The sequence below is a fragment of the Mesorhizobium sp. M1338 genome (genome assembly GCF_040318045.1).
GTDB lineage: Bacteria > Pseudomonadota > Alphaproteobacteria > Rhizobiales > Rhizobiaceae > Mesorhizobium.
In genome coordinates, this window is the sequence record NZ_JAMYLL010000004.1 from 84,396 (window position 1) to 106,924 (window position 22,529).

Annotated in this window: 18 protein-coding genes and 1 pseudogene; 8 read left to right on the plus strand and 11 right to left on the minus strand. The window is 62.0% G+C overall.

The window, feature by feature from the left end; translation table 11 throughout:
- Positions 1 to 31: 31 nt before the first annotated feature.
- Together NKH19_RS05930 and NKH19_RS05935 are read left to right on the plus strand one after the other, a co-directional pair.
- A complete protein-coding gene (locus tag NKH19_RS05930) occupies positions 32 to 2,473 on the plus strand; it encodes a heavy metal translocating P-type ATPase (RefSeq protein ID WP_352981957.1) in 2,442 nt (813 codons plus the stop codon).
- Positions 2,474 to 2,481: 8 nt separating this feature from the next.
- Positions 2,482 to 3,738, plus strand: a complete 1,257-nt coding sequence (locus NKH19_RS05935; protein WP_352981958.1) for an MFS transporter — start codon at positions 2,482 to 2,484, stop codon at positions 3,736 to 3,738.
- Between the two features lie 43 nt (positions 3,739 to 3,781).
- Here the strand turns inward: NKH19_RS05935 and NKH19_RS05940 are convergent, their stop codons facing one another.
- Together NKH19_RS05940 and NKH19_RS05945 are read right to left on the minus strand one after the other, a co-directional pair.
- Positions 3,782 to 5,095, minus strand: coding sequence for a glucoamylase family protein (locus NKH19_RS05940; protein WP_352981959.1), 1,314 nt, complete (start codon positions 5,093 to 5,095; stop codon positions 3,782 to 3,784).
- A 74-nt stretch (positions 5,096 to 5,169) separates the two neighbouring features.
- Complete coding sequence (locus tag NKH19_RS05945) at positions 5,170 to 5,814, minus strand: CBS domain-containing protein (RefSeq protein WP_352877482.1); 645 nt, start codon at positions 5,812 to 5,814, stop codon at positions 5,170 to 5,172.
- A 308-nt stretch (positions 5,815 to 6,122) separates the two neighbouring features.
- Between NKH19_RS05945 and NKH19_RS05950 the strand changes: the two genes are divergently transcribed.
- The 3 genes from NKH19_RS05950 to NKH19_RS05960 are packed head-to-tail and all read left to right on the plus strand — an operon-like array spanning position 6,123 to position 10,420.
- On the plus strand, positions 6,123 to 6,830 hold the full coding sequence (locus tag NKH19_RS05950) for an ABC transporter ATP-binding protein (protein WP_352981960.1): 708 nt from the start codon (positions 6,123 to 6,125) through the stop codon (positions 6,828 to 6,830).
- Between the two features lie 5 nt (positions 6,831 to 6,835).
- The gene (locus NKH19_RS05955) at positions 6,836 to 9,199 is read left to right on the plus strand and encodes an ABC transporter permease (RefSeq protein ID WP_352981961.1); all 2,364 of its coding nucleotides are present in this window, start codon (positions 6,836 to 6,838) and stop codon (positions 9,197 to 9,199) included.
- Between the two features lie 3 nt (positions 9,200 to 9,202).
- Positions 9,203 to 10,420: an efflux RND transporter periplasmic adaptor subunit gene (locus NKH19_RS05960; RefSeq protein WP_352981962.1), complete on the plus strand. Its 1,218-nt coding sequence runs from the start codon at positions 9,203 to 9,205 to the stop codon at positions 10,418 to 10,420.
- Between the two features lie 124 nt (positions 10,421 to 10,544).
- Here the strand turns inward: NKH19_RS05960 and NKH19_RS05965 are convergent.
- The 9 genes and pseudogenes from NKH19_RS05965 to NKH19_RS06005 all read right to left on the minus strand — a co-directional run.
- Positions 10,545 to 10,721, minus strand: a pseudogene (locus NKH19_RS05965) (integrase); the annotation flags it as partial.
- Complete coding sequence (locus NKH19_RS05970) at positions 10,722 to 11,219, minus strand: RES family NAD+ phosphorylase (RefSeq protein WP_352981963.1); 498 nt, start codon at positions 11,217 to 11,219, stop codon at positions 10,722 to 10,724.
- An 8-nt stretch (positions 11,220 to 11,227) separates the two neighbouring features.
- Positions 11,228 to 11,578, minus strand: a complete 351-nt coding sequence (locus NKH19_RS05975; RefSeq protein ID WP_352981964.1) for an MbcA/ParS/Xre antitoxin family protein — start codon at positions 11,576 to 11,578, stop codon at positions 11,228 to 11,230.
- 57 nt (positions 11,579 to 11,635) lie between these two features.
- A complete protein-coding gene (locus NKH19_RS05980; protein ID WP_352981965.1) occupies positions 11,636 to 12,610 on the minus strand; it encodes an oxidoreductase in 975 nt (324 codons plus the stop codon).
- Positions 12,611 to 12,659: 49 nt separating this feature from the next.
- Entirely contained in the window at positions 12,660 to 13,193 is a 534-nt protein-coding gene (locus NKH19_RS05985) for a TetR/AcrR family transcriptional regulator (RefSeq protein WP_352982063.1), read from the minus strand.
- 217 nt (positions 13,194 to 13,410) lie between these two features.
- Entirely contained in the window at positions 13,411 to 14,268 is an 858-nt protein-coding gene (locus tag NKH19_RS05990) for an alpha/beta fold hydrolase (protein ID WP_352981966.1), read from the minus strand.
- Between the two features lie 128 nt (positions 14,269 to 14,396).
- A complete protein-coding gene (gene ftsZ, locus NKH19_RS05995) occupies positions 14,397 to 15,389 on the minus strand; it encodes a cell division protein FtsZ (protein WP_352981967.1) in 993 nt (330 codons plus the stop codon).
- 178 nt (positions 15,390 to 15,567) lie between these two features.
- Positions 15,568 to 16,836 carry a beta-ketoacyl-ACP synthase II gene (gene fabF, locus NKH19_RS06000; RefSeq protein ID WP_352981968.1) on the minus strand — a complete coding sequence of 423 codons (1,269 nt, stop codon included), beginning with the start codon at positions 16,834 to 16,836 and terminating at the stop codon, positions 15,568 to 15,570.
- Positions 16,837 to 16,882: 46 nt separating this feature from the next.
- Entirely contained in the window at positions 16,883 to 17,461 is a 579-nt protein-coding gene (locus NKH19_RS06005; RefSeq protein ID WP_352868866.1) for a TetR/AcrR family transcriptional regulator, read from the minus strand.
- Between the two features lie 129 nt (positions 17,462 to 17,590).
- Between NKH19_RS06005 and NKH19_RS06010 the strand changes: the two genes are divergently transcribed.
- The 3 genes from NKH19_RS06010 (at position 17,591) to NKH19_RS06020 (ending at position 22,526) form a co-directional block, all read left to right on the plus strand.
- Entirely contained in the window at positions 17,591 to 18,655 is a 1,065-nt protein-coding gene (locus NKH19_RS06010; RefSeq protein WP_502910885.1) for an efflux RND transporter periplasmic adaptor subunit, read from the plus strand.
- A 2-nt stretch (positions 18,656 to 18,657) separates the two neighbouring features.
- Positions 18,658 to 21,768 (plus strand): efflux RND transporter permease subunit, encoded by a 3,111-nt coding sequence (locus NKH19_RS06015; protein ID WP_352981970.1) that lies wholly within the window; start codon positions 18,658 to 18,660, stop codon positions 21,766 to 21,768.
- A gap of 143 nt (positions 21,769 to 21,911) precedes the next feature.
- Positions 21,912 to 22,526: a TetR/AcrR family transcriptional regulator gene (locus NKH19_RS06020; RefSeq protein WP_352981971.1), complete on the plus strand. Its 615-nt coding sequence runs from the start codon at positions 21,912 to 21,914 to the stop codon at positions 22,524 to 22,526.
- Positions 22,527 to 22,529 lie beyond the last annotated feature (3 nt).

The following is a 22,529-nucleotide window of genomic DNA, read 5'->3' on the forward strand; positions in this document are numbered from 1 at the left end:
ATCGCCCCGAACCGCGGCACGGAGAACGATGATGAAAAAGGTCAATCTGGAAGTGCGCGACCTTGTCGGCATGATGGATTTCGCGGCGGTCGAAAAACGTCTGGCGGCTCTGCCGGGCGTCGCCGGTGTTGCCATGAACGCGGGGTCTACGACCGCGACCGTCGAATTTGACGAGGGGCAGACGAGCCCGGAAGCCCTTGCTCTGGAAATCAAGGCCTGCGGCTTCCATTGCCGTGGCGAGGTCGTGCCGCGGTATCTGTGCATTCCCGGCAGCACGACCATTCCGCCGGGGTATCCGCAAGCAACCTCCGGGCATGTCGTGCATGATCACGCCGAGCACGATCATGGGGGGCACGCCGCCATGACTGAACCCGGTGCAGCGGGTCCGAGGGCGATTGCAGATAAGGCACCGCACGACGCCATGGCCCATGAGATGGGACACGGCGCCGGCATGGACATGCAGGGCATGGTCAAGGACATGCGCAACCGCTTCTTCATCAGCCTGATCTTCGCCTTGCCGATTTTCGCCATGGAGCCGATGGGTCTGGGCGAACCCTGGTTGCGCCCACCCTTCGGATTGAGCGAAGACGTCGCGATGTTCTTCCTTGCCAGCGCCGCGATCCTCTATCCGGTCTGGCCCTTCCTTGTTGCCGCCTGGCGAGCCCTGCGCAACGGCGTCCTCAACATGGCCGTGCTGGTGGTGCTGAGCGTCGGCACCGGCTACCTGTTCAGCCTCGGCGCGACCTTCTTCTTCGAGGGGCAGCAATTCTACGAGGCCGCGAGCGTCCTGCTCGTGTTCATTCTGCTCGGCCACTGGCTAGAGATGCGCGCCCGCGCCGGGGCCTCGGCCGCGATCAGGGCCTTGCTCAACCTCGCCCCGCCCAGGGCCTCAGTCTTCCGCGATGGCAAGGAGATCGAGGTTGCGACCGCGGACATCGTGCTCGGCGACATCGTGGTCCTGCGACCCGGCAACAAGCTTCCCGTCGATGGCGAGGTGATCGAGGGCACGTCGACGATCGACGAATCCATGCTGACCGGCGAGTCGATGCCGGTGACCAAGAAGATCGGGGACAAGGTCATCGGGGCGACCATCAACAAGAGCGGCACGCTGCGCTACCGCTCTACCAAGGTGGGTGCCGACACGGCACTTGCCCAGATCGTCAAGCTGGTCCAGGAGGCTCAGAACTCGAAGGCCCCGGCGCAGTTGCTCGCCGATCGCGCCTCGCAATGGCTGGTGCTCGCCGCGATCCTCATTGGGCTTGCGACTTTCGCCGTCTGGTTCTGGTGGCTCGGCCAGCCTCTGCTGTTCGCAATGACCTTGACCATAACCGTCTTCGTCATCGCTTGTCCCGATGCGCTCGGCCTCGCTACACCCATGGCCGTCATGGTCGGCACCGGCCTTGGTGCCGCAAAAGGGATTCTGTTCAAAAACGCAGCCGCTCTCGAGGAGGCGACCAAGCTCAACGTAATCGTCTTCGACAAGACCGGCACGCTCACCATGGGGCAGCCCAAGGTCGTCGAAATCGTCTCGGCTGCCGGCGTTTCGCCCGACGAGGTTCTGCAGGTCGCAGCTGCGGTGGATCAAGGGTCGGATCACCCGCTCGCCGTCGCCATCGTCCAGCGAGCCACGGCTATGAAGCTTCCCAAAGTGTCGGGCTTCCTGAATATCGAAGGCAAGGGCACCAGTGCCACGATTGGTGGAGACCAGGCTTTCCTCGGCAACCGGCGCCTCATGGACGAGCAGAAGATTGATCTTCTGGCGTTGGGCGAAACAGCCGAAGCGCTAAAGGGCGAAGGCCGCACCGTCATCCATGTTGCACGGTCCGGCAAGCTGCTCGGGCTGATCGCGATCGCCGATACGCCGCGCCCGACGGCCATTGCAACGATTGCCAAACTACACGAGCAGGGCGTGCGCGTGGCCATGCTCACCGGCGACAACGCCGGCACCGCGAAACGCATCGCCGACGCACTCGGCATCGACATCGTGCTCGCGGACGTGCTGCCAGGGCAGAAGGCGGAAAAGATCAAGGAACTGCAAGGCCAGGGCCTGAAGGTCGGCATGGTCGGCGACGGCGTCAACGACGCGCCGGCTCTGACGCAAGCCGATGTCGGCTTCGCCATCGGTGCGGGCACCGATGTCGCTATCGAGAGTGCCGACATCGTGCTGATGAGGAGCGATCCCTACGATGTGGTCGGGGCGATGACGCTCTCGCGCGCCACGCTGCGCAAGATGCACCAGAACCTGTGGTGGGCGGTCGGATACAATCTCATCGCCTTCCCGATCGCGGCGGGCGTGTTCTACCCGTTCCTGCTGAGCCCCGAGCTAGCGGCGCTGGCAATGTCGGGCAGTTCGGCTCTCGTGGCCATCAACGCCCTGCTGCTCAAGCGAACCAGGCTAGAAGGCATTCGACCTGCCGCCGCATCGACGACCGAAGGCGTCGCTCATCAGCACCCGCGCGGCTCGCTGGCATGAGCGTGCCGATGCAAGCTCGCCTGCCCACGTCTCGATGGAGCCTGGGCGCGATCCTGGCCTCGGCCTTTGTCGTTGCGCTCGGCTACGGAATTGTCTTGCCGGTCCTGCCGATGATGGTCGAGCGGCTTGCCGGGTCCACCGACCCGGCATTCAATGCGCGGCAGATTGGCCTTTTGACCGCTGCCTATGTCGCTGCGCCCGTGGTCGCCGCTTTCCTCTGGGGGAAGTGGTCGGATCTCATCGGTCGCAGACCTGTCCTTGTCATCGGCCTGATCGGCTTTGCCATGACCTTGGCGGCATCGGCGCTGGCACCGAGCTTGCCCGTTCTTTATATCGGGCGGATCCTGAATGGTGGCTTCGCGGCAGCCGTGGGGCCAACGGCTCTTGCGTTCATTGCCGACACCGAAGGTGAGGATGATCGCCGCACAAGAATATTCGGCTGGATGAGCATGGCATCGATCGCGGGCTTTCTGGTCGGGCCGATGCTCGGCGGGCTCGTGGCAGAACTGAAACTTGACTTGGGCGTGGCGGCTGTCCCGCCACAGACCATTCCCTTCCTCCTTGCGTCCGGCCTCGCTGTGGCGGCAGCTCTTGGCGTGTGGTCTGTGCTGCCTGGACACATGCTGCCCGGCCCCCGTGTTGAGACGAGCAAACCCGGATCCTCAATGTTCGTATCTGGAGAGATACGGCTGCTCGCTCTTGCCGCCGTGGCCGCGGCAGGGCTTGGTGCATTCGAGGTCGGGCTCACGCTGCGAAACGTTGAACTCGCAATGGGTCCAGCCGCGCTCGGCCTCATGTTCGCGACATGCAGCGTTGTGATGTTTGCGGTCCAGGGCCTCGTCTTTTCGCCGCTCGTCAAACCGGCAGCGACGAGGCTGCTTGTGGCGCCTGCCTTCCTGGTGATGGCGATCGGTCTGGCGGTTATGCCGACACTTGCCGGACTCACGGAAATGCTGCTTGCGGTTTCCGTTGTTTCGGCTTCGGCCGGCGTGATCAGCCCTTTGCTCGCCTACTGGGTGTCGCGCATCAGCGCACGAAGCCAAGGTATGGAACTCGGCATCCAGTCGGCAGCTGTCAGCCTCGGGCTGTCAGTGGGCTCCGCGGCCGCCGGCCTGCTGTTCAGTTACCACGATCTGGAAGGCGCCGCCTTCCTCGTCGCTGCCGCAGCCATGGGTCTCGCCGCAATCGCAAGCCAGAGGCTGCGGCTACCGCCGGTGCCAGAGCGGGCCGACCCTTTGGTCGTTCCCGGAAGGAGTGCTCCCTAGCGGGCAGTCTCCCACCAAATATGCTCCTCCCCTTCGGGGCCGCTCAAGCATCCGGCGTAGGCTCCGGACCAAATTCTTTCAGCCAGCCGCCTTCAAATCCCGCCCGCTGCAGGCCGCTGCGGATATACCGGCACGAGCGCATCAATCGCCACAGTAGCCCGCTGCATTCGTTCTCGATCATGAGCACGACGGGACCTTCGTTGAGGCCGAAATACCAAGGCGAAACCCACCATCCAAAGGCGTTTCCGGATGTTCCCGGATGCGTGGGATTGAAGGCCGCCTTGAAACCATAGGCATTGGCGGCCTTGAGCTTGGCCTGGTGGATGCAGAAGCTGATCGCCGGTCGGACGATTTCGGGAGCAAACGGCAAGGAGGCGGCGACGGACCACGGAGCGAGCGTGCCATCGTCGGGACCATACGGGACCCCCCGCCCGACATAGCCCTCGAACCTGCGTTCGATGCCGTTCAGCTTGAGCGTGGAAGGGCCAGGACCCTCGCTTGCGGTGATGCCCCAGCAGTGTTCGCCATAACCCTCGAATCCACGCGGATTTTCGACTGCGTAACGTTGATGGACGAAGGTGGCGCGTCGGCTGTTCTCGAAATAGTCGCTTCCCTTGCTGCGCATGAAAGCATCCTGCAAGCCCCGAAGATCGATCCATACGTGCGAGAGCTGATGGATGAACAGCGGTCCCGCATAGAGATAGTCGTAGCCGTAACAGTGCTCCCATCTGAAGGTCGAGGTCCAGGCCGTGTAGCTGCTCCAGGGCAAGGGGTGTGTCGGCGAACCTAGCCCCAGGACATAGAGCAGGAGCGCTTCGTCATAACCTTCCCAGCGATACTTCAGGAATCCGTGCTCGGGTGTCCAACCATGGGTGACGGTCTCTCCCCCATCCTGCGCCCAGCGCCAGTCGGCTCGGTGATAGAGCGCCTCTGCCAACGTGCGGATCTCGGCTTCGGCCTCGGTGTCGGCATCGAAATACTGCCCTGCAGCCAGCGCGCCCGCCAGCAGGAATGTGCTGTCGATCGTCGACAGCTCGCATTGCCAGGCCCGCCGGCCAGTTTGCATGTCTAGGAAGTGATAGTAGAAGCCACGATATCCCGTAGCGTCTGGCTCAGGGCCTTGTGGACTGTTCCAGAAGAAGCGCAGCGTTGCCAAACTGCGTCCCGCTGCCGCGCTTCGACTCATGTATCCGCGCTCGACTCCCACTGGATAGGACGCCAGCGCAAGGCCGGTGGCCGCGATGCTTGCGGGCCAATTCGCTTCAGTCTTGTCCAGAACGAGACCGTTGGCGGGATTTGCTTCATGGATAAAATAGTCGAATGTCTCCCGCTGCAATATCGCCAGGTCGTCTTGCATGGCAGAGGTGTTCACCGGATGATCGGTTTCGGGAGGATGCGATCGCATCGCTGTACGCCCTCCCGGACCGCTGTTCAAAGATGGGCCAGATACAGGTGGTCGAACACACCTTTGACGCCCCTGACGCCTTCGGCAACCACGCGGACAGCGTCCCGTTCATTCTGCGATGAGACCATTCCCGAAAAATGCACCAGACCATCGCTGACCGTAATGGTTATGGCGTCTCCTTTGAAGCCTGCGTCCTTTTGCAACCGCGTAAGAATGCTGCGCCGGATCGCATCGTCACCTGCCGCGGTATCATCGTGGAATTTCGCCGCAATGACGACGCGCAAAAGATCGGCACGGCTGACAACGCCGACCAGGCGCCGCCCCCTCATGACCGGAATGCGCTTGATGCCGTGCTCCCGCATCAGCGCGACAATTCGCTCTATCGGGGTTTCCTCGTCGGCCGCGACGACATCCGGAGTCATCAGATCCGCCACTTTCCAGCTGTGGCTCTTCACATAGCCACGCGCCTCGCTTGGCGAGATCGCCGCGGTACCGAGTTCCGACCTGAGCAGGAAATCGCCTTCGCTCACAATCCCAACCAGGCGGCTGTCGTCGTCGAGGACCGGCATGCCGCTGATGCGATGATCCAGCATGATCCGTGCTGCGTGTCTTATGCTGTGGTCAGGCGACACGGTAACAACCTTTGCAGTCATTACATCCTTTGCTTTCATCCGCCTTCATCCCAGCTTAGTTCGAGTGAACGGGCGCCGAGCGCCAATTCGTGATATCGTAGCGTAGCCGCCCCTTTTCTTTTTTGAGGCAAATCAATACCGGCCCAGAATCAACGTGTTCGGGCGACTTGAACCGTCACTTCCAATACTTTTCGATTGGGGTGCCGACACACGTCACGGCCTTCGAATCCCTGTTTTGATTTGGATCAATGTCGCGCGCACCTCGACGGGTGACTGTGGCACGCGACCTGCGGATTCATCTTAGCGCCGACGCGACAAATGCCTCGAACATCCGATTCCCAGCAGCCATGGCTGACACCGTCTTCACCGCAAGAGCGCTGACCAAAACCTACACCTCGGGTGAGACGCAGGTGCTTGCGTTGCGTAAGCTGGACCTAGAGATTTCGGCGGGAGAGATGGTCGTCCTGCTTGGCCCGTCGGGCAGCGGGAAATCGACCCTGCTCAATATCATGGGCGGGCTTGACCATGCCACGAGCGGACAGTTGTTCTTCAGGGACCAGGAGCTAACCAACCTCGACGATCGGGGGCTGACTGCCTATCGACGGCAGCACATTGGGTTTGTTTTTCAGTTCTACAATCTGATCCCCAGCCTGACGGCTTATGAGAACGTCGCCCTGGTCACGGAGATTTCCGATCATCCGATGCGCCCGGACGAGGCCCTGGCGCTGGTTGGACTTGAACCGAGGATGCACCATTTCCCGGCTCAGCTCTCCGGTGGCGAGCAGCAGCGGGTGGCCATTGCCCGCGCCATCGCCAAGCGTCCCGATGTCTTGCTCTGCGACGAGCCGACCGGCGCGCTGGATTCCAAAACGGGCATCCGGGTGATCGAGGCATTGCTCAGCATCAATGCGCAGCTTGGCACCACCACACTTATCATCACACACAACGCCAGCATCCAGGATGTCGCCGACCGTGTGCTGTTTTTTGCCGATGGCCAAATCTCCAGAATTCGCAAGAACGAGGTGCGCCGGACTGCCGCCGAGCTTGTCTGGTGATCCGCATGCGCGCGCTGGATATCAAGCTTCTTCGCGATTTCGCCCGGCTCTGGGCGCAGGCGCTGGCGATTGCACTCGTCATTGCCGGAGGCGTGGCGACGCTCATCCTCGCGGTCGGATCCTACCGCTCCCTCGACGAGACGCGCACCGCATATTACGAACGCTACCGGTTTGCTGACGTCTTTGCCACGGTGAGCCGCGCGCCGAGGACGCTCGTCGACCAGATTGCCGAGATTCCTGGCGTCGCTTCGGTCGACGCGCGAATAGCCAAGCTCGTGCTGCTTGACATACCAGACTATCTGGAGCCGGCCACGGGTGAAGTCATCTCCCTGCCGGAGATCGGTGAGGCTTCGCTCAACCTGCTCTACATGCGTGTTGGTCGCATGCCGGAGCCTGGACGAGCCGAAGAGGTCGTCGTCAACGAAGGCTTTGCCTTGTCCCACGGCTTTCAGCCCGGGGCCCGCTTCTCGGCAATATTGAACGGCCGAAAGCGCGAATTGACGATTGTCGGGATCGCGTTGTCTCCCGAGTTTATCTACGCGGTCGGGCCAGGCGACATCATGCCGGACGACCGCCGCTTCGGCCTCGTCTGGATGTCGGAAAAAGCGCTCGCCAGCGCCTATGACCTCGATGATGCGTTCTCCTCGGTTTCGTTGAAGTTGCTGCGGGGCGCATCCGAGAGCGAGGTCATGATGCGCCTCGACGCGATGCTTGAGCGCTATGGTGGCCGAGCGGCCTATGGCCGGAAGGACCAGACTTCGCACGCCTGGCTGAACCACGAACTCGATATGCTCAACAATATGAGCCGGACGCTGCCACCGATCTTCCTTCTGGTGTCGGCATTTCTGGTCAATCTCACCCTCAGCCGGCTCGTTGTGCTGGAGCGCGAGCAGATCGGGCTGATGAAGGCGCTGGGATACAACAATGCCAGCATCGTCATGCACTACCTCAAATTCGTCGTCGTTATCGTGATGATCGGCATTGTGATGGGCAGTGCGGCGGGCACTTGGCTGGGGATGCGCATCACCAGTCTGTTCGGCGACTTTTTCCATTTTCCGTTCCTCGTCTTCACCAAGAGCCCGGACCTTTACGTCATTGCCGCCGCGCTCAGCCTCGTAGCGGCGATCATCGGGGCGGTGCGCGCGCTTCGCGAGGTCGTGCGATTGGCGCCTGCCATAGCGATGCAGGCGCCGGCGCCTCCGCGCTATCGGCGACTCCTGCCGGCGAGCTCCGGCGTCGACAGGTTCATGTCGCAACCGACCACGATGATGTTGCGCAACATCACTCGCCATCCAGTCAGGTCATTGTTCACGACGCTTGGAATTGCATTGGCGACAGCCATCCTGATTGTTTCACTTTTCACCGGCGATGCGATGGAGGAGTTGATCGATGTCACGTATTTCCTGGCCGACCGCCAGGACGCCACCGTGAGCTTCGTGGAAAAACGCCCGCTGAACGTCGTCCTGCAGATCGCGCGGCTTCCGGGCGTTCTCGCCGCCGAGCCTTACCGCGAGGTGCCTGTCCGCATCAGGAACGGAAACATCGAGCGACGGATCATGATCAGCGGCAGGCCGCGTGACGCCGAGCTCAACCGCATCATTGATGTCGACCTGCGGCCGGTCGTCCTGCCGGAAGCGGGCCTGGCGATCTCGAGCATGCTTGCTAGAATTCTCGGGGTGAGGGTCGGCGATTCCGTCGAGGTCGACTTGCTCGAAGGAACGGGGCGGACCGTTGTCGTTCCTGTGGCAGCCATGGTCGAAGATTACTTCGGCATTCGCGGGATGATGGATTCAGAGACGCTCGCGCGCCTGATGCGCGAAGCGCCGTCGGTGAACAGCATCAATGTCAGCCTCGACCAGAACAGCCGGGAAACGTTCTATGCCGCCATCAAGAACCTGCCGATTGTCGGCGGCCTGGCTCTGCAGCGTGTCTCGCTTGCGAATTTCCGCAAGCTGGTTGCCTTGCTGATCACGACGATGGCCAGCATCTACACCGGGCTGGCTGCCGTCATCGCGTTCGGTGTAGTCTACAACAGCGCCCGGATCTCGCTTTCCGAACGGGCGCGGGAGTTGGCCAGCTTGCGCGTCCTTGGCTTCACCCGGGGTGAAGTGTTGCGCATCCTCCTGTTGGAACTCGCCCTGCTCACATTGATCGCGCAGCCGCCCGGATGGCTCATGGGCTATGGTCTTGCCTGGATCATGCAGAAGAACCTGGCCGGCGAGCTGATGCGGGTACGCCTGATCGTTGAGCAGTCCACCTACATCTTCGCCAGCGCGATCGTGATCGCCGCGGCCGTGCTTTCCGCGCTCGTCGTTCGCCGAAGGCTCAACGAGCTGGACCTTGTCAGCGTTCTCAAAACACGGGATTGAACCATGCACACGATCTGGATGAAGCGAACGTTGGGCATTGCAGCGTTGACCATCTTGGGCGCCGGCGCCGTCTGGTTCGCATGGCCGCGGCCGATTGCAGTGGATCTGGCAACGCTGACGAAAGGTCCCATGGAAGTCACGATCGACGACGAAGCGAAAACGCGCGTACGTCACGTCTATACAGTGTCAGCCCCGATCGCGGGCAAAGTCCTACGGATCTCTCCACCCCGCCACATCGGAGACCACGTCACCAAGGACGAAACGGTCATGGCGGTGATGCAACCGACGTTGCCGAGCTTTCACGATGCACGCACGCATCAGGAACTGCGGGCGGCGCTGGCTGCGGCCGATGCCGCGATAAACCTTGCAGCTGCCGAAATAGCCCGGATCAAGGCCGGACTTGTATTTTCGCGAACGGAGCTCGGACGGGCCGAAGCGCTTGCGCGCACCGAGGCAATCTCTATCAAGGTCCTCGACGGAGCCAAGTTCGACGTCGAAACCAATGACGCAGCGCTGGCCAGTGCGAAGGCTCAACTAGAGGTTCGCCGCAACGAGCGTGACAGCGTTGCAGCCCGGCTTGGTGAACAGTCCGACGCCGCGCCAGAGCCGGATCCGGCCTGCTGCATACAGTTGCGCGCTCCCGTAACCGGCAGCGTGCTGAACATCATCCAGGAGAGCGAAGGAGTGGTTCAGGCCGGTGCACCGCTGATCGAAATCGGTGACCCGCTCGATCTCGAAATCGTCGCGGACCTGCTGTCGACCGATGCGGTCCGGATCAAGCAAGGCGCGCCCGTCTGGATCGACAACTGGGGTGGGCCGGCGGTCCAGGGTCGCGTCGAACGCGTCGATCCAGCCGGGTTCACCAAGGTTTCCGCACTTGGCATCGAGGAACAACGCGTCCGCACGACCATCGACTTCACCGACCCTCCCGCGAAATGGTCGGCGCTAGGACATGATTATCGGGTGATCGCGCATGTCACGATTTGGAAAGCCGATGGCGTGCTGACCGTGCCGGTGGGCGCCCTGTTCCGACTGGGGGACGACTGGGCGGTGTTCGCGGTCAGGGACGGCCGTGCAAGGGCGACCATCATCAAGATCGGTCAGCGAAACAACCGGACAGCGGAGGTTCTGTCAGGCATTGTCGCGGGCGATCGCGTGGTGCTGCATCCGAGTGATAGAGTCATGGACGGCGTGTCCGTAGCGGAGCGAGGTGTACATTAGGCTGAACGCCAACATTGGCGTAACTCTCAGGCATATCTTCGGCCGGATTTTCGAAAGCCGTTCAGACTAATTCTTGTGCCGACAACGGCAGGAGTTCGTTCTTTCCGCAAGCCTTGTCCGTCGTCGACCGCCTCGGAATGTCGCCGAGCGTGCGATACTCCTGCTCGCTGAGACGGCGGGCGTTGACGCTGTCCTTCGGTTTGCGAATGCCATGCACAGGGCTCTGCTCGATGATCCCGAGCTCCACTGCACAGGTGAGAATGCCGCCGAGGAGACCGATCTTCCGGGCCGCCGTACCAGCTCACCGCGACAGCCGACCCTCATCGTCGATAAGGGTCAGGCGCGAGGGCGGGGCATCTCCCCACGTCCAGAGCACGAGATTGACGTCGTCCGCGGTCGCGCCCAGCGCAAAGCTCCTGACGAGCAAACCGTGATAACCGAGGCCGATCAGTCTTCGAGCAAATGCCTGCGTTACTGCCTCACCGGTCGCCTTCATCTGGTCGCGCCAGGAGCTACCAGCAACCGCGCCGGCATCAACACTCTCGGCCAGAAGCGCCTGTTCGTCCCGGCTATCGAATATCTGCTCGATGTCTGCGTCGTAGGAGACTAGCGTGGTCGGCTGCAAATTGCCGACTTGATTTGCTTCCCGCAGCGCGGTCAGCACGGAGAGGGATGTATAGAGTGCGGGAGTGCCCTTCGGATTGAACCGACCGCCGTAGAACTCAGCACCGCGACCCGAAAGCGGCGCGCGCGCGTAAATGGGGTTTAGCGCCCGATAGAGCTTGCCTCGATACTGCATCCACCGGGTCAGGCGTGGATGCCGGCATCGACGGCGTCGATATAGTCGAGCACGTCGTCAGCCCGACCGCTACGGACCAGTTGCATGGCCGTCTGCCCGGAGAAGCCGGGCAACGGTTCGGATCGATACCATGCATAGGCCATGAGAGCCGAGCCGAGGCGCGGCTCGACCTTATTTACGATCTCCACCATTTCGCGCAGCCGGCGCTGGGTTTTGTCCGACCGAACGCGGTCCTTGCGCTGGACGGCGTCCTTGCCAAGCCCGGCAGTCTTCGCAACTTCCTCGCTGGTCGTTCGGAGAGCCTCCGCGATCTTGCGCGGCGCGAAAAACCCGTTGTCGGAATATTGAATTAAGCCCATCAGCTGCTTCCTATCGACGCATATTATGACGCAATATAGCGTCAAATCTGGCGGCATTCAATGGGAGCATGATGTTGTCGATATGCTCGATGCCGTAGCTGGCAACGGCGAACTGGGTGTGGGCCGCAAGCCTGGATCAATGCCGGTCATGGCGATGGAGACGTCCCAGAGCCGCTTCGCGAGCGCGGGATCTTCGGCATGCGGCGCGCGCTTTGCCTCGCCGGCTACACCGCGGATTCCGCCAAAGCCGGTGGGACCGTAATAGCCTCCGGGCTTCACCTTGCCGGTCGCACCCAGAAGTGCCGGCCACGCGCCCTTGTCGGCGCTATTGAGCAACAGGCCGACGATTGGGCCTGCGATCTGGACAAATCCCATGTGACGGCCAAGACTTGTGCTGGCGATGCCAGGGTGAACGCGGATTGCCGTGACGGGCGACTTCGCCGCGCGCAGGCGACGATCCAGTTCGAAGAAGAACAGCGCGCTCGCCAGCTTGCTGGCGCCGTAGCGATCGTTCTTGATGTAGCTCTTGTCGGCGTTGAGGTCGTCCCAGTCGATCTTGGCCTTCAGATGCGCGACGCTCGAGGTCACGACTACCCGCGCTCCCGGAGTCTCCGCAAGTTTAGGCAGGAGCAGCGAGGTGAGCGCGAACACCCCGAGATGATTGACGCCGAACTGCGATTCGAATCCCTGCTTCGTGCGCGTCAGCGGCGGGTTTATAATCCCGGCATTGTTGATGAGCGCATCGATCCGTGGCTCCTTCGCGGCGATCTCGGCTGCGGTGCGAACGCTGTCGAGGTCACCGAGGTCGAGCGGCAACCAGACGAGATCGGCGTTCGGCGTGATCCGCTTGATCCGCGCGATGGCATCCTGCGCCCTGGTCTGCTCGCGGCAGCCAAGCAGGACGCGCGCGCCCCTGGCGGCAAGCACCCCCGCGATTTCGAATCCGACGCCGGTGTTGGCGCCGGTGACGATGAAGCTTTTTCCCGCCTGCTTAGGGACGTCGGCTTCGGTGAGACCCTTGCTGTTAAACATTTTCGATCCTTATGTGTGAGTGCCTACATGCTCATTTATTAGTTAAAACTCAGGCGGCGGACCCCTTCCAGAACAGGTCGAACCCGGCCTGCCGGATGGCGTCACTTTCCTGGGGTCTGGCCGTGACCGCATTGATGCTGATGTCGGCCAAGTCGAAGAGAATGGTATCGATGTAGAAGGCGATCCTGTCAGGCGCGGCATGGCCGGCGAGACACTCTTCCACCATCGTCCGCGTATCCCGCAGCATGGCGTTGCACCGGTTCCGGCTTTCCGCTGTCACGCGATCCGACACCTTCAACTGGCGAAGGGCCTTGCGCGCTGTGGCGTGAGCCAGTCCCCAGTCGATCAGACGGTTCCAGACCACGAATAGTCGATCTTTGCGGGAGGCGTCCGCCGGATATGGGGCCAGCATCATCTCTACCAAGTCGGCCTCGATCTCGAGAAAGAGCTGGTTGAGCAGATCGTCCTTGGTTGGAAAGTAAGTGAACAGCGTCCCCTCGGAAACGCCAGCCGCCTTTGCGATCTTGGCCGTGGACGCGCCTGTGCCTAGGCTCGCCACGAACTCGGCCGCTGCATCGAGCAGTGCCTGTCGTGCGCGTTCGCGGCATCGGCAAGAATGGTCTAACGGGTCGACGAGCGACGCCGATCCCGCCCATACGCCTGGCCGATGATCGCGATCGCAAATGGTTCGGAGACCGCGCGTTCGATCGGCTCATCATGAGCCAGATGAGGTAGAGACTGCGAATGGCGACACGGAGCGGACCCTATGTCCAAGGGCAAGACCACTCGGCTGGAACGGCTCAAAGGGCGCCGGTCCCCAGTATGATGCAAGCTAGCTCCGATGGATTTTCGACTGCTGAAAAGTGTCCAGTATTCTTGAGCGTAAACAGTCGCGCGTCAGGGAGCAGTGCTCGAGTTCGCTCTCGTTCGTTAGGGTGCGACCAATCGCCATCGCCATAGATCAGCGTCACGGGCGCTGAGACAAGCCGATACTGGTCCCGCGCCTTGCTCCAAGATCGCCACCCTGCCAGCACCTTGCGCGCGACGCGCTTATATCCAGGGCGGTTGGCCACGCGGCCAAACTCGGTGAGAAGGTCGGAAGGAAGTTTACGCGGATCGTGATATCCGCCGCCCATTATTTTCCCGAGCACGGTCTTGTTTTCCATCCACGCATTGAATGGGCCCAGAACTGGGACTTGCAAACTTCCGATGATGAAATTCGCGAACCAGTTGCCACGTCGGAGCCCATCTCCGTAACGGGTTTCGTAGTCGTAAGGATTGCTGGCGAAGACGCGCTCGACCCGCTGCGGAATTTCGGCCGCGACCGTGAGAGCCAATGCACCCCCGATCGATTCGCCCACAAGCGTGACGCCGATGAGGTTCAGCTTCTCGATGAAGCCGATGACGCCTTGCCTGAAATACGGCTCATCGAAGCGCGCGAGTGGGTCGATCGGCGAATGACCGTGTCCAGGGAGATCGATGGCATACACCGTGTAAGACTCGGCGAGCAGAGGCGCCAAATCGCGAAAGTACTCGAGCTGTGTGCGGATCGTATGCATAAGGACCAATGGCGGCCCATAGCCGGTCTTTTCATAACGCAGACTGAGCGTGTCCGATATTTGCAAGAGGCTTGGTTCGATTATGGACGAGGTTAGCATCTATCTCTCTCTTTTATTTTATTGGAGGATTTCTCGAATAGGCCCTGGGCGATCTTCGCCCAACTGTTGTCGGCGTCGATGAAAGTGCGAGCCGTGGCGAGCCGGTACGATGGCGTCGAATGTCGCCTTCATGCGATCTTCCGCCCGAATTCGATCACCTCTGCCGTCTGCCGGAGCCCGGCCGCAACGACGGACACCCTGAACTTTCCTTGGAGTGCGTCGTCGAATGTGGCGCCGACGATAATGTCGGCGTCCGCGTCGACTTCCTCACGGATGCGGGTCGCCGCCTCGTCCACTTCGAACAGCGTCATATCCGGTCCGCCGGAAATCGAGACAAGGACGCCTCTTGCAACTCGCATCGACGCTTCATCGAGAAGCGGATTTGCGATCGCGGCCTCAGCGGCGATCTTTGCGCGGTTCAGTCCGGTCGCCTCGCCGGTGCCCATCACGGCGCGCCCCATATCTCGCATCACAGCTCTCACGTCGGCGAAGTCGAGATTGATCAACCCTTCCTTCACGATCACGTCGGTGACGCAGCCTACTCCCGCATAGAGAATGCGATCCGCCATGGCGAAGGCGTCCGCGAAGGTCGTCTTCGCATCGGCGACCCGGAAAAGGTTCTGGTTCGGGATGACGATAACCGTGTCCGCGCACTCGCGGAGGCGCGCGATACCTTGTTCCGCCGCCCGCATCCGGTGCCCGCCCTCGAAGGCGAACGGCTTGGTGACGACGCCCACGGTGAGAATGCCGGCCCGACGTGCGGCATGGGCAATGACGGGTGCTGCCCCGGTTCCAGTTCCGCCTCCCATGCCCGCCGTCACGAAACACATATGGGTGCCGGCAAGATGGTCCATGATCTCATCGATCGATTCCTCGGCGGCCGCCTGGCCGACTTCGGGGAGGGAGCCGGCTCCCAATCCCGCTGTCGCGTTGGCGCCCAACTGGATCAGGCGCGATGCCTTCGACATTGCAAGCGCCTGGGCATCGGTGTTCGCAACGACGAATTCCGCGCCCTTGAGATTCTGGAGGATCATGTTGTTGACGGCGTTTCCGCCGCCTCCGCCCACGCCGATCACGGTGATCCTTGGCTTCAGCTCAATGATGTTGGGGATGGCAGTCATCGCGAATCTCCATAAGATGCACGCCCATCAGCCTTGCCGGGGATGCGCGGAACATACGAATCCCGGAAACTTCCGTTTCCCGCAGGGAATAGGGCCGCGATCGCAAGCGACCGGATTGCCAAGCGGTCAGCGGTAAAGTTTTCAATCACCGGTCGCTCCGGTGCTCGCGCCGGTCGGATCATCCCGTCCAGCGCCTGAACAAGGCGCTGGCGTTCACACCGCCAAAGCCGAAGCCATTGCAGATCGCGTAGTCCATCTCCATTGGCCGGACCTCGTTTGCGACGAAATCGATGCCGTCGGCGGCCGGATCGGGAGCGCTCAAATTGAGTGTCGGCGGTGCCACCTGGTCCCTGATCGCCAGGATCGAGAAGATGGCACCAAGCCCGCCGGCCGCGCCCAGCAGATGTCCGGTCGCCGATTTCGTTGCGCTGACAGCTATCGCGAAATCGCGCCCGAATACGCTCTTGATCGCTTCGATCTCACCCAGATCGCCCACCAGCGTGGAGGTCGCATGCGCATTGAGATGACGAACCTCACGCGGTGAAATACCGGCTTGGGCAATTGCGATCTCCATGGCACGACGCGCGCCGTCGCCATCTTCGGGACCGGAGGTGACATGATGCGCGTCCGCCGTCGTGCCATAGCCGACGAGCTCGGCGAGCGGCTTGGCGCCGCGCGCGAGCGCATGGTTCAGATCCTCGATCACCAGCACGCCGGCTCCTTCGCCCATGACGAAACCGTCCCTCGATATGTCGAAAGGACGCGAGGCTTGAGCCGGCGCCCAATTGAAGCCGGTGGAAAGAGAGCGTGCGGCAGCAAACCCACCGAGACTGACGATGTTCATGCACGCTTCCGTGCCTCCGCAAACGGCAATATCAGCTTCGTTCGAGCGGATAAGACGGGCCGCGTCGCCGATCGCCTGGATGCCGGCCGCGCACGCCGTCACCGGTGCGCCGAGTGGACCTTTGAAGCCATGACGGATTGAGATGTGGCCCGCCGCCAGGTTCACCAGGAAGGAGGGCACCGTAAAGGGCGACAGGCGGCGGGCGCCACGCAGGTCGACTGTGCGCACCGCCTCGGTGATGGCGGGGAAGCCGCCGATCCCTGAAGCGATGACCGTTGCTGTGCGCAGGCGATCCGCTTCCAAGGCAGGCTTCCATTTCGCCTGCGCAAGGGCCTCTTCCGCCGCCGCCAGCGCAAAGAGAATGAACCGATCTACCTTGCGCTGGTCCTTCGCGGACAGGATGCCGTCAGGATCGAAGCCAGCGTCGGGGTCTTCTTCCAAGGAGGGAACCACGCCGCCGATCTTCGCCGGCAGGTCTCCCACGACGTCGTCCGAAAGCCTACGGATGCCAGAGCGACCGGCCAGCAGCCGCGACCATGACGCTTCGACATCGGCGGCAAGGGGCGTGATCGCCCCCATGCCTGTAACAACAATCCGTCGCATCTATTCTCCTGTCACTTGGGTGCGCGGGCAGCGCTGCCGCCGCCGTTCAAGCGGCGACTGCTTCGCGAACCTGATCGGTTGCCGCATCCAGAAAGGCCTGCGCGAGGTCGGGGTCGTTGACGACCCGCGAGAGGAGCACGGCACCGACCATTGTCGAGAGAATGGCCATGGCCTTATCGCCGGGTTTTTCGCCGTCGGTCCCGCCAACCCAACCGCCGAGCATCTCAAGGTATTCCTTGATCCCGGCCTCGAATGACGCCTTAACCTCGGCGCCCTGTCTGGCAGCATCCGAGCCGAGCGCAACGACCGGGCAGCCGTCCATCCTTTCTCCGCGATGATCCATACTGAGATAGAATGAGATCACTGCGTCGAGCGGATTCCCAGGATTTGCCGCGGTCGCGGTCGACCACCTGTGGGTGGCGCTCTCCATCGCCCGCCTGGACGCCTGCGCTGCCAAGTCCTCCTTTGACGCGAATTGCTTGTAGAAGGCGCCCTGCGTCAGCCCGGCACCCTTCATCAGATCCTTGAGGCCGATGCCGTCAAAGCCGCGCTCGCGAAAAAGCCGGCTTGCCACATTGATGACGGTCTCGCGGTTTTCCGCGGCTTGAATTCGGCTCACTCGCATCATCGCTCTCCTTTTTGATTGCGTTCGTAATCTATAATCGGTATAGAGGTCGAATGCAATCTATTTCGAGATGAGGCGACGAGCGTGAAAAAGAGAACCGTTTTCGTATTGGGATCGACCCTGACGGCGATGTCATGGGCGGCGGCATTCGTCACGCTTGCCACTCCCGCGCAGGAAGCCTCTTTGGTGACCGATCCAAGGCAGGAAGCACCATTCGTCAGGCTTGTGTCGGCAGCGCCGGTCACCGGGTCGGAACGTGGCTTCACCGGCATCGTCGCGGCGAGGGTGCAGAGCAATCTCGGCTTCCGGGTTCCAGGCAAGATCGTGGAACGGTTGGTGGACGTCGGTCAGGAAGTTGAAGCCGGTCAGCCGCTGATGCGGATTGACGATACCGATCTGCGCCTTGCGCTTTCGGCGAAACGCAATGCCGTCGCGGCAGCGCGCGCGACAGTCGCTCAGACACAGCCGGATGAACGGCGATACGCCAGTTTGCTTGGCAGCGGGTGGATTACACCGCAGCGCTACGAGCAGGCGAAGGCTGCGATGGAAACAGCCCAAGCGCAACTCGCCGCCGCCGAAGCCGACGCACGGGTCGCCGAGAACGAGGCGGCCTATGCAGTCCTGTTGGCGGACGCGGATGGGACGGTGGTTGAAACGCTTGGCGAGCCGGGGCAGGTCGTCGCAGCCGGCCAGCCAGTGATCCGGACCGCCAAGGCAGGCCCGCGCGAAGCAATTGTCGCGCTCCCCGAAACCATTCGGCCGGCGATCGGCTCGGCGGCCGAGGCCAGCGTGTATGGTGGCGACGAGCGTCGTTACTCAGCGCATCTCCGGCAGTTGTCGGACTCCGCCGATGCCCAGACCCGCACGTATGAGGCGCGCTATGTGCTCGACGGTGAGGCTGCCGCGGCACCGCTTGGCGCGACGGTAACCATTCGGCTCGCAAGCCAGGTGAAACAGCCAGAGGTCCAGGTGCCACTGGGGGCCGTGCTTGATGACGGCCGCAAGACCGGTGTTTGGGTGGTGGACAGCGCCTCCTCAACCGTACACTTTCAGCCCGTCCAGCTTGTTCGTGTAACCAGCGAAACCGCTGTGATCTCCGGATTGAACTCCAACGTTCCCATTGTCTCGCTCGGCGCTCATCTCCTGCAGGAGGGGGCCCGCGTCAGGACTGCTTCCGAAAGCGGGAGCAACTGACGATGAACCTCAATCTTTCAGCGATCGCCGTTCGCGAACGCGCCGTCACCCTGTTCTTCATCCTCTTGCTGGTGGCTGCTGGCGCCTACGCATTCCTTATGCTCGGGCGGGCGGAGGATCCCAACTTCACCATCAAGACCCTGACGGTCACAACGGCATGGCCGGGCGCGACGGCCCGCGAGATGCAGGACCTTGTCGCCGAGCCGTTGGAGAAGCGGCTTCAGGAGCTCACCTGGTACGATCGGGTCGAGACGACCACGCGGCCGGGATACGCCTATATGACGGTCACGCTGAAGGACAGCACGCCGCCATCCGCCGTGCAGGAAGAATTTTACCAGGCCCGCAAGAAGCTCGGGGATGAAGCCCGCAACCTGCCGCCCGGCGTCTACGGCCCCTTCGTCAACGACGAATATTCGGATGTGAGTTTCGCCCTTTATGCGCTGAAGGCCAAAGGCATGCCGATGCGTGAGCTGGCCAGGCAGGCTGAGACCATTCGCCAGGATCTTCTGCACGTGCCCGGCGTCAAGAAGATCAACATACTCGGCGAACGTCCGGAGCAGATATTCGTCGAGTTCTCCTATGCCAAGCTGGCAACCCTCGGCGTGTCCGCACAAGATATCGTTGCGGCCTTGCAAAGGCAGAACACCGTCACGCCGGCGGGCTCGATTGATACTCAGGGGCCGCAGGTCTTCATCAGGCTCAACGGCGCCTATGACGGTGTCCAGGCTATCGCCGACACGCCGATCGTTGCCGGGGGGCGGACGCTGAAGCTTTCCGACGTTGCCGAGGTCCGCCGCGGCTACGAGGACCCTCCCACCTATCTCATCCGACGCCAGGGCGAGCCCACCATCATGCTCGCGGCCGTTATGCAGGAGGGTTGGGACGGTCGCGCGCTCGGCAAGGCGCTGGAGGACAGGACTGCCTCGATCGCACGGACATTGCCGCTTGGGATAACGCTCGACAAGGTGTCCGACCAGGCCGTCAACATCACCTCGGCGGTCGACGAGTTCATGTTGAAGTTCGCGATGGCGCTCGGCGTCGTGCTGCTGATCAGCCTGCTCAGCATGGGCTGGCGCGTCGGCATCGTCGTGGCGGCCGCCGTCCCGCTGACGCTTGCCGCCGTGTTCCTCATCATGCTGGAGACCGGCCGGTTCTTCGATCGCATCACGCTCGGCGCCCTCATCCTGGCACTCGGCCTTCTCGTGGACGACGCCATCATCGCCATCGAGGTGATGGTGGTGAAGATGGAAGAGGGCATGGATCGCATCAAGGCGGCGGCCTATGCCTGGAGCCATACCGCGGCGCCGATGCTGTCGGGAACGCTCGTGACGATCGCTGGGTTCCTGCCCGTGGGCTTCGCACGCTCGACGGCCGGCGAGTACGCCGGCAACATCTTCTGGGTCGTAGGGTTCGCTCTCATCGTCTCCTGGATCGTCGCGGTGGTCTTCACGCCCTACCTTGGCGTCAAGATGCTGCCCGCGATCCAGCCGGTCGAAGGCGGCGTTCACGCCATATACGACACACCGAACTATCGGCGCCTGCGGCGGCTCATCATCTTTGCCGTGCGCCACAAGTTCGTGACCTGCGGTGTCGTCGCCATCGTTTTCGCGCTTTCGGTTGTCGGTATGGGCAGCCTGAAACAGCAGTTCTTCCCGACATCCGACCGCCCCGAAGTGCTGGTCGAGGTTCGTCTGCCGGAAGGCACCAGCATCGAGACGACGACCGCCACAGTGGAGAAGCTGGAGCACTGGCTTGGCAACCAACCCGAAGCCAGGATCGTGACGAGCTACGTCGGTCAGGGCGCTCCGCGCTTCTTCTTTGCCATGGCACCGGAACTGCCTGATCCTGCCTTTGCCAAGATCGTCGTGCTGACACCGGACGCGGAGGCGCGCGAGGCGCTGAAGCACCGGCTCCGGGAGGCGGTATCGCAGGGGCTCGCGCCCGAGGCCAATGTGCGCGTCACGCAGCTTGTGTTCGGACCCTACACGCCGTTCCCTGTCGAGTTCCGGGTCATGGGACCTGATCCCGCGCAACTATATGCCATCTCCGAAAAAGCACTTGATGCGATGCGAGGCGTCGCGGACGTGCGGCAGGCCAATCGCGACTGGGGCAACCGCACGCCCATACTGCGCTTCATCCCTGACCAGGATCGACTGAACCTCATCGGGCTGTCGCCGGCGGAGGTGGCCCAGCAGCTCCAGTTCCTGCTCACCGGCATTCCCGTCACACAGGTCCGCGAGGACATTCGCAATGTCCCGATCGTGGCGCGCAGCGCTGGGGCTGAGCGGCTGGATCCGTCGCGTCTGGCGGATTTCTCGCTGATGAGCCGGGACGGCCGCCAGATTCCCCTCGACCAGATCGGTCATTCGGAGGTCCGCTTGGAAGAGCCGATCCTGAAGCGCCGCGATCGTCTGCCGGTCATCACGATCCGCTCGGATATCAATGAGGCAACGCAGCCTCCAGAGGTCTCCAAGCAGATCATGACGGCCCTGCAGCCGCTGATCGCTTCCCTTCCGGCCGGCTATCGCATCGAAATGGGTGGATCAATCGAGGAGGCGACCAAGGCCAACACCGCTTTGGGCAAGATCTTCCCGGCCATGATCGCCGCCATGCTGATCGTCATCATGCTGCAGGTACGATCCTTCTCGACGATGTTCATGGTCGTGCTGACGGCACCGCTTGGCCTCGTCGGCGTCGTGCCGATGTTGCTCACCTTCAACCAGCCTTTCGGGTTCAACGCCATTCTGGGCCTCATAGGACTGGCCGGCATCCTGATGCGCAATACGCTGATCCTGACGGAACAGATCAAGGAGAACCGTGCTGCCGGTCTTGACGACTATCACGCCGTCATTGAGGCCACCGTGCAACGCACGAGGCCCGTCATCTTGACCTCACTTGCAGCCGTGCTCGCCTTCATCCCCCTCACGCACTCCGTCTTCTGGGGTTCGATGGCCTATACACTGATCGGCGGCACTGCGGCCGGTACGGTGTTGATCCTGCTCTTCCTTCCCGCGCTTTACACAGCATGGTTCCGGATCAAGCCGACCGCGGATGTGGCCCATGAAGCGTCGACCGAAGAACCGGAATTGCAAACAGCGATGGCTGCCGAATAGGGCGCTGTTGTCGCAAAAAACGGTTCAAGTTCTCGCCCGCTGGTTTTGCCTGAGATTTGCAAGCCAGCTGCACGATCTTACCGTCTACCGATGATCGTCCAAGCGAGCCTCGAAGGGTGGATTTATCAGCTCTGGAGACGTCAATGAATCGCCCGGTTCGAACGCGAATTGATCCCGACGAGGTGCGCCGGCGCATTCTGGAGGTGGCGGAGGAGCGCTTTCGTCGCATCGGTTACCACAAAACGTCGGTGGCCGACATCGCCTCCGAGCTCGGCATGAGCACGGCGAACGTCTACCGTTTCTTCCCCTCTAGAGACGCAATCAAAGAATCCATCTGCGGGCGAGTTGTGAACGAGGTAGCTGACATCGCCCTGGCAATCGCACGCACGAACGCGCCGGCCGGGGAGAAACTGAGCCAGCTACTGACCGCCGTTCACCACCACAAGAAAAGGACGCTGGTCAAGGAAAAGCGCATGCACGACCTGATTGTCGCCGCCATGCAGGAGAACTGGGCGATCATCAAGGCGCATATCGAGCACATGGAAACGACTTTAGGGGTCATCATCCGCGAGGGCATCGAATTGGGCGAATTCAACGTCGAAGATTCCGCCGCGGCGGCGCGTGCCGTCCACACCGCGTTCACGCCGTTCCTCCATCCGATTCTGATCGAGCGCTGCCTCGAACACGGCGAGGATACCGAAGTGGGCTTGCGCGCGCAGATTGGATTTTGCCTGAAAGCTCTTGGCAAGTCGGCCTAACAT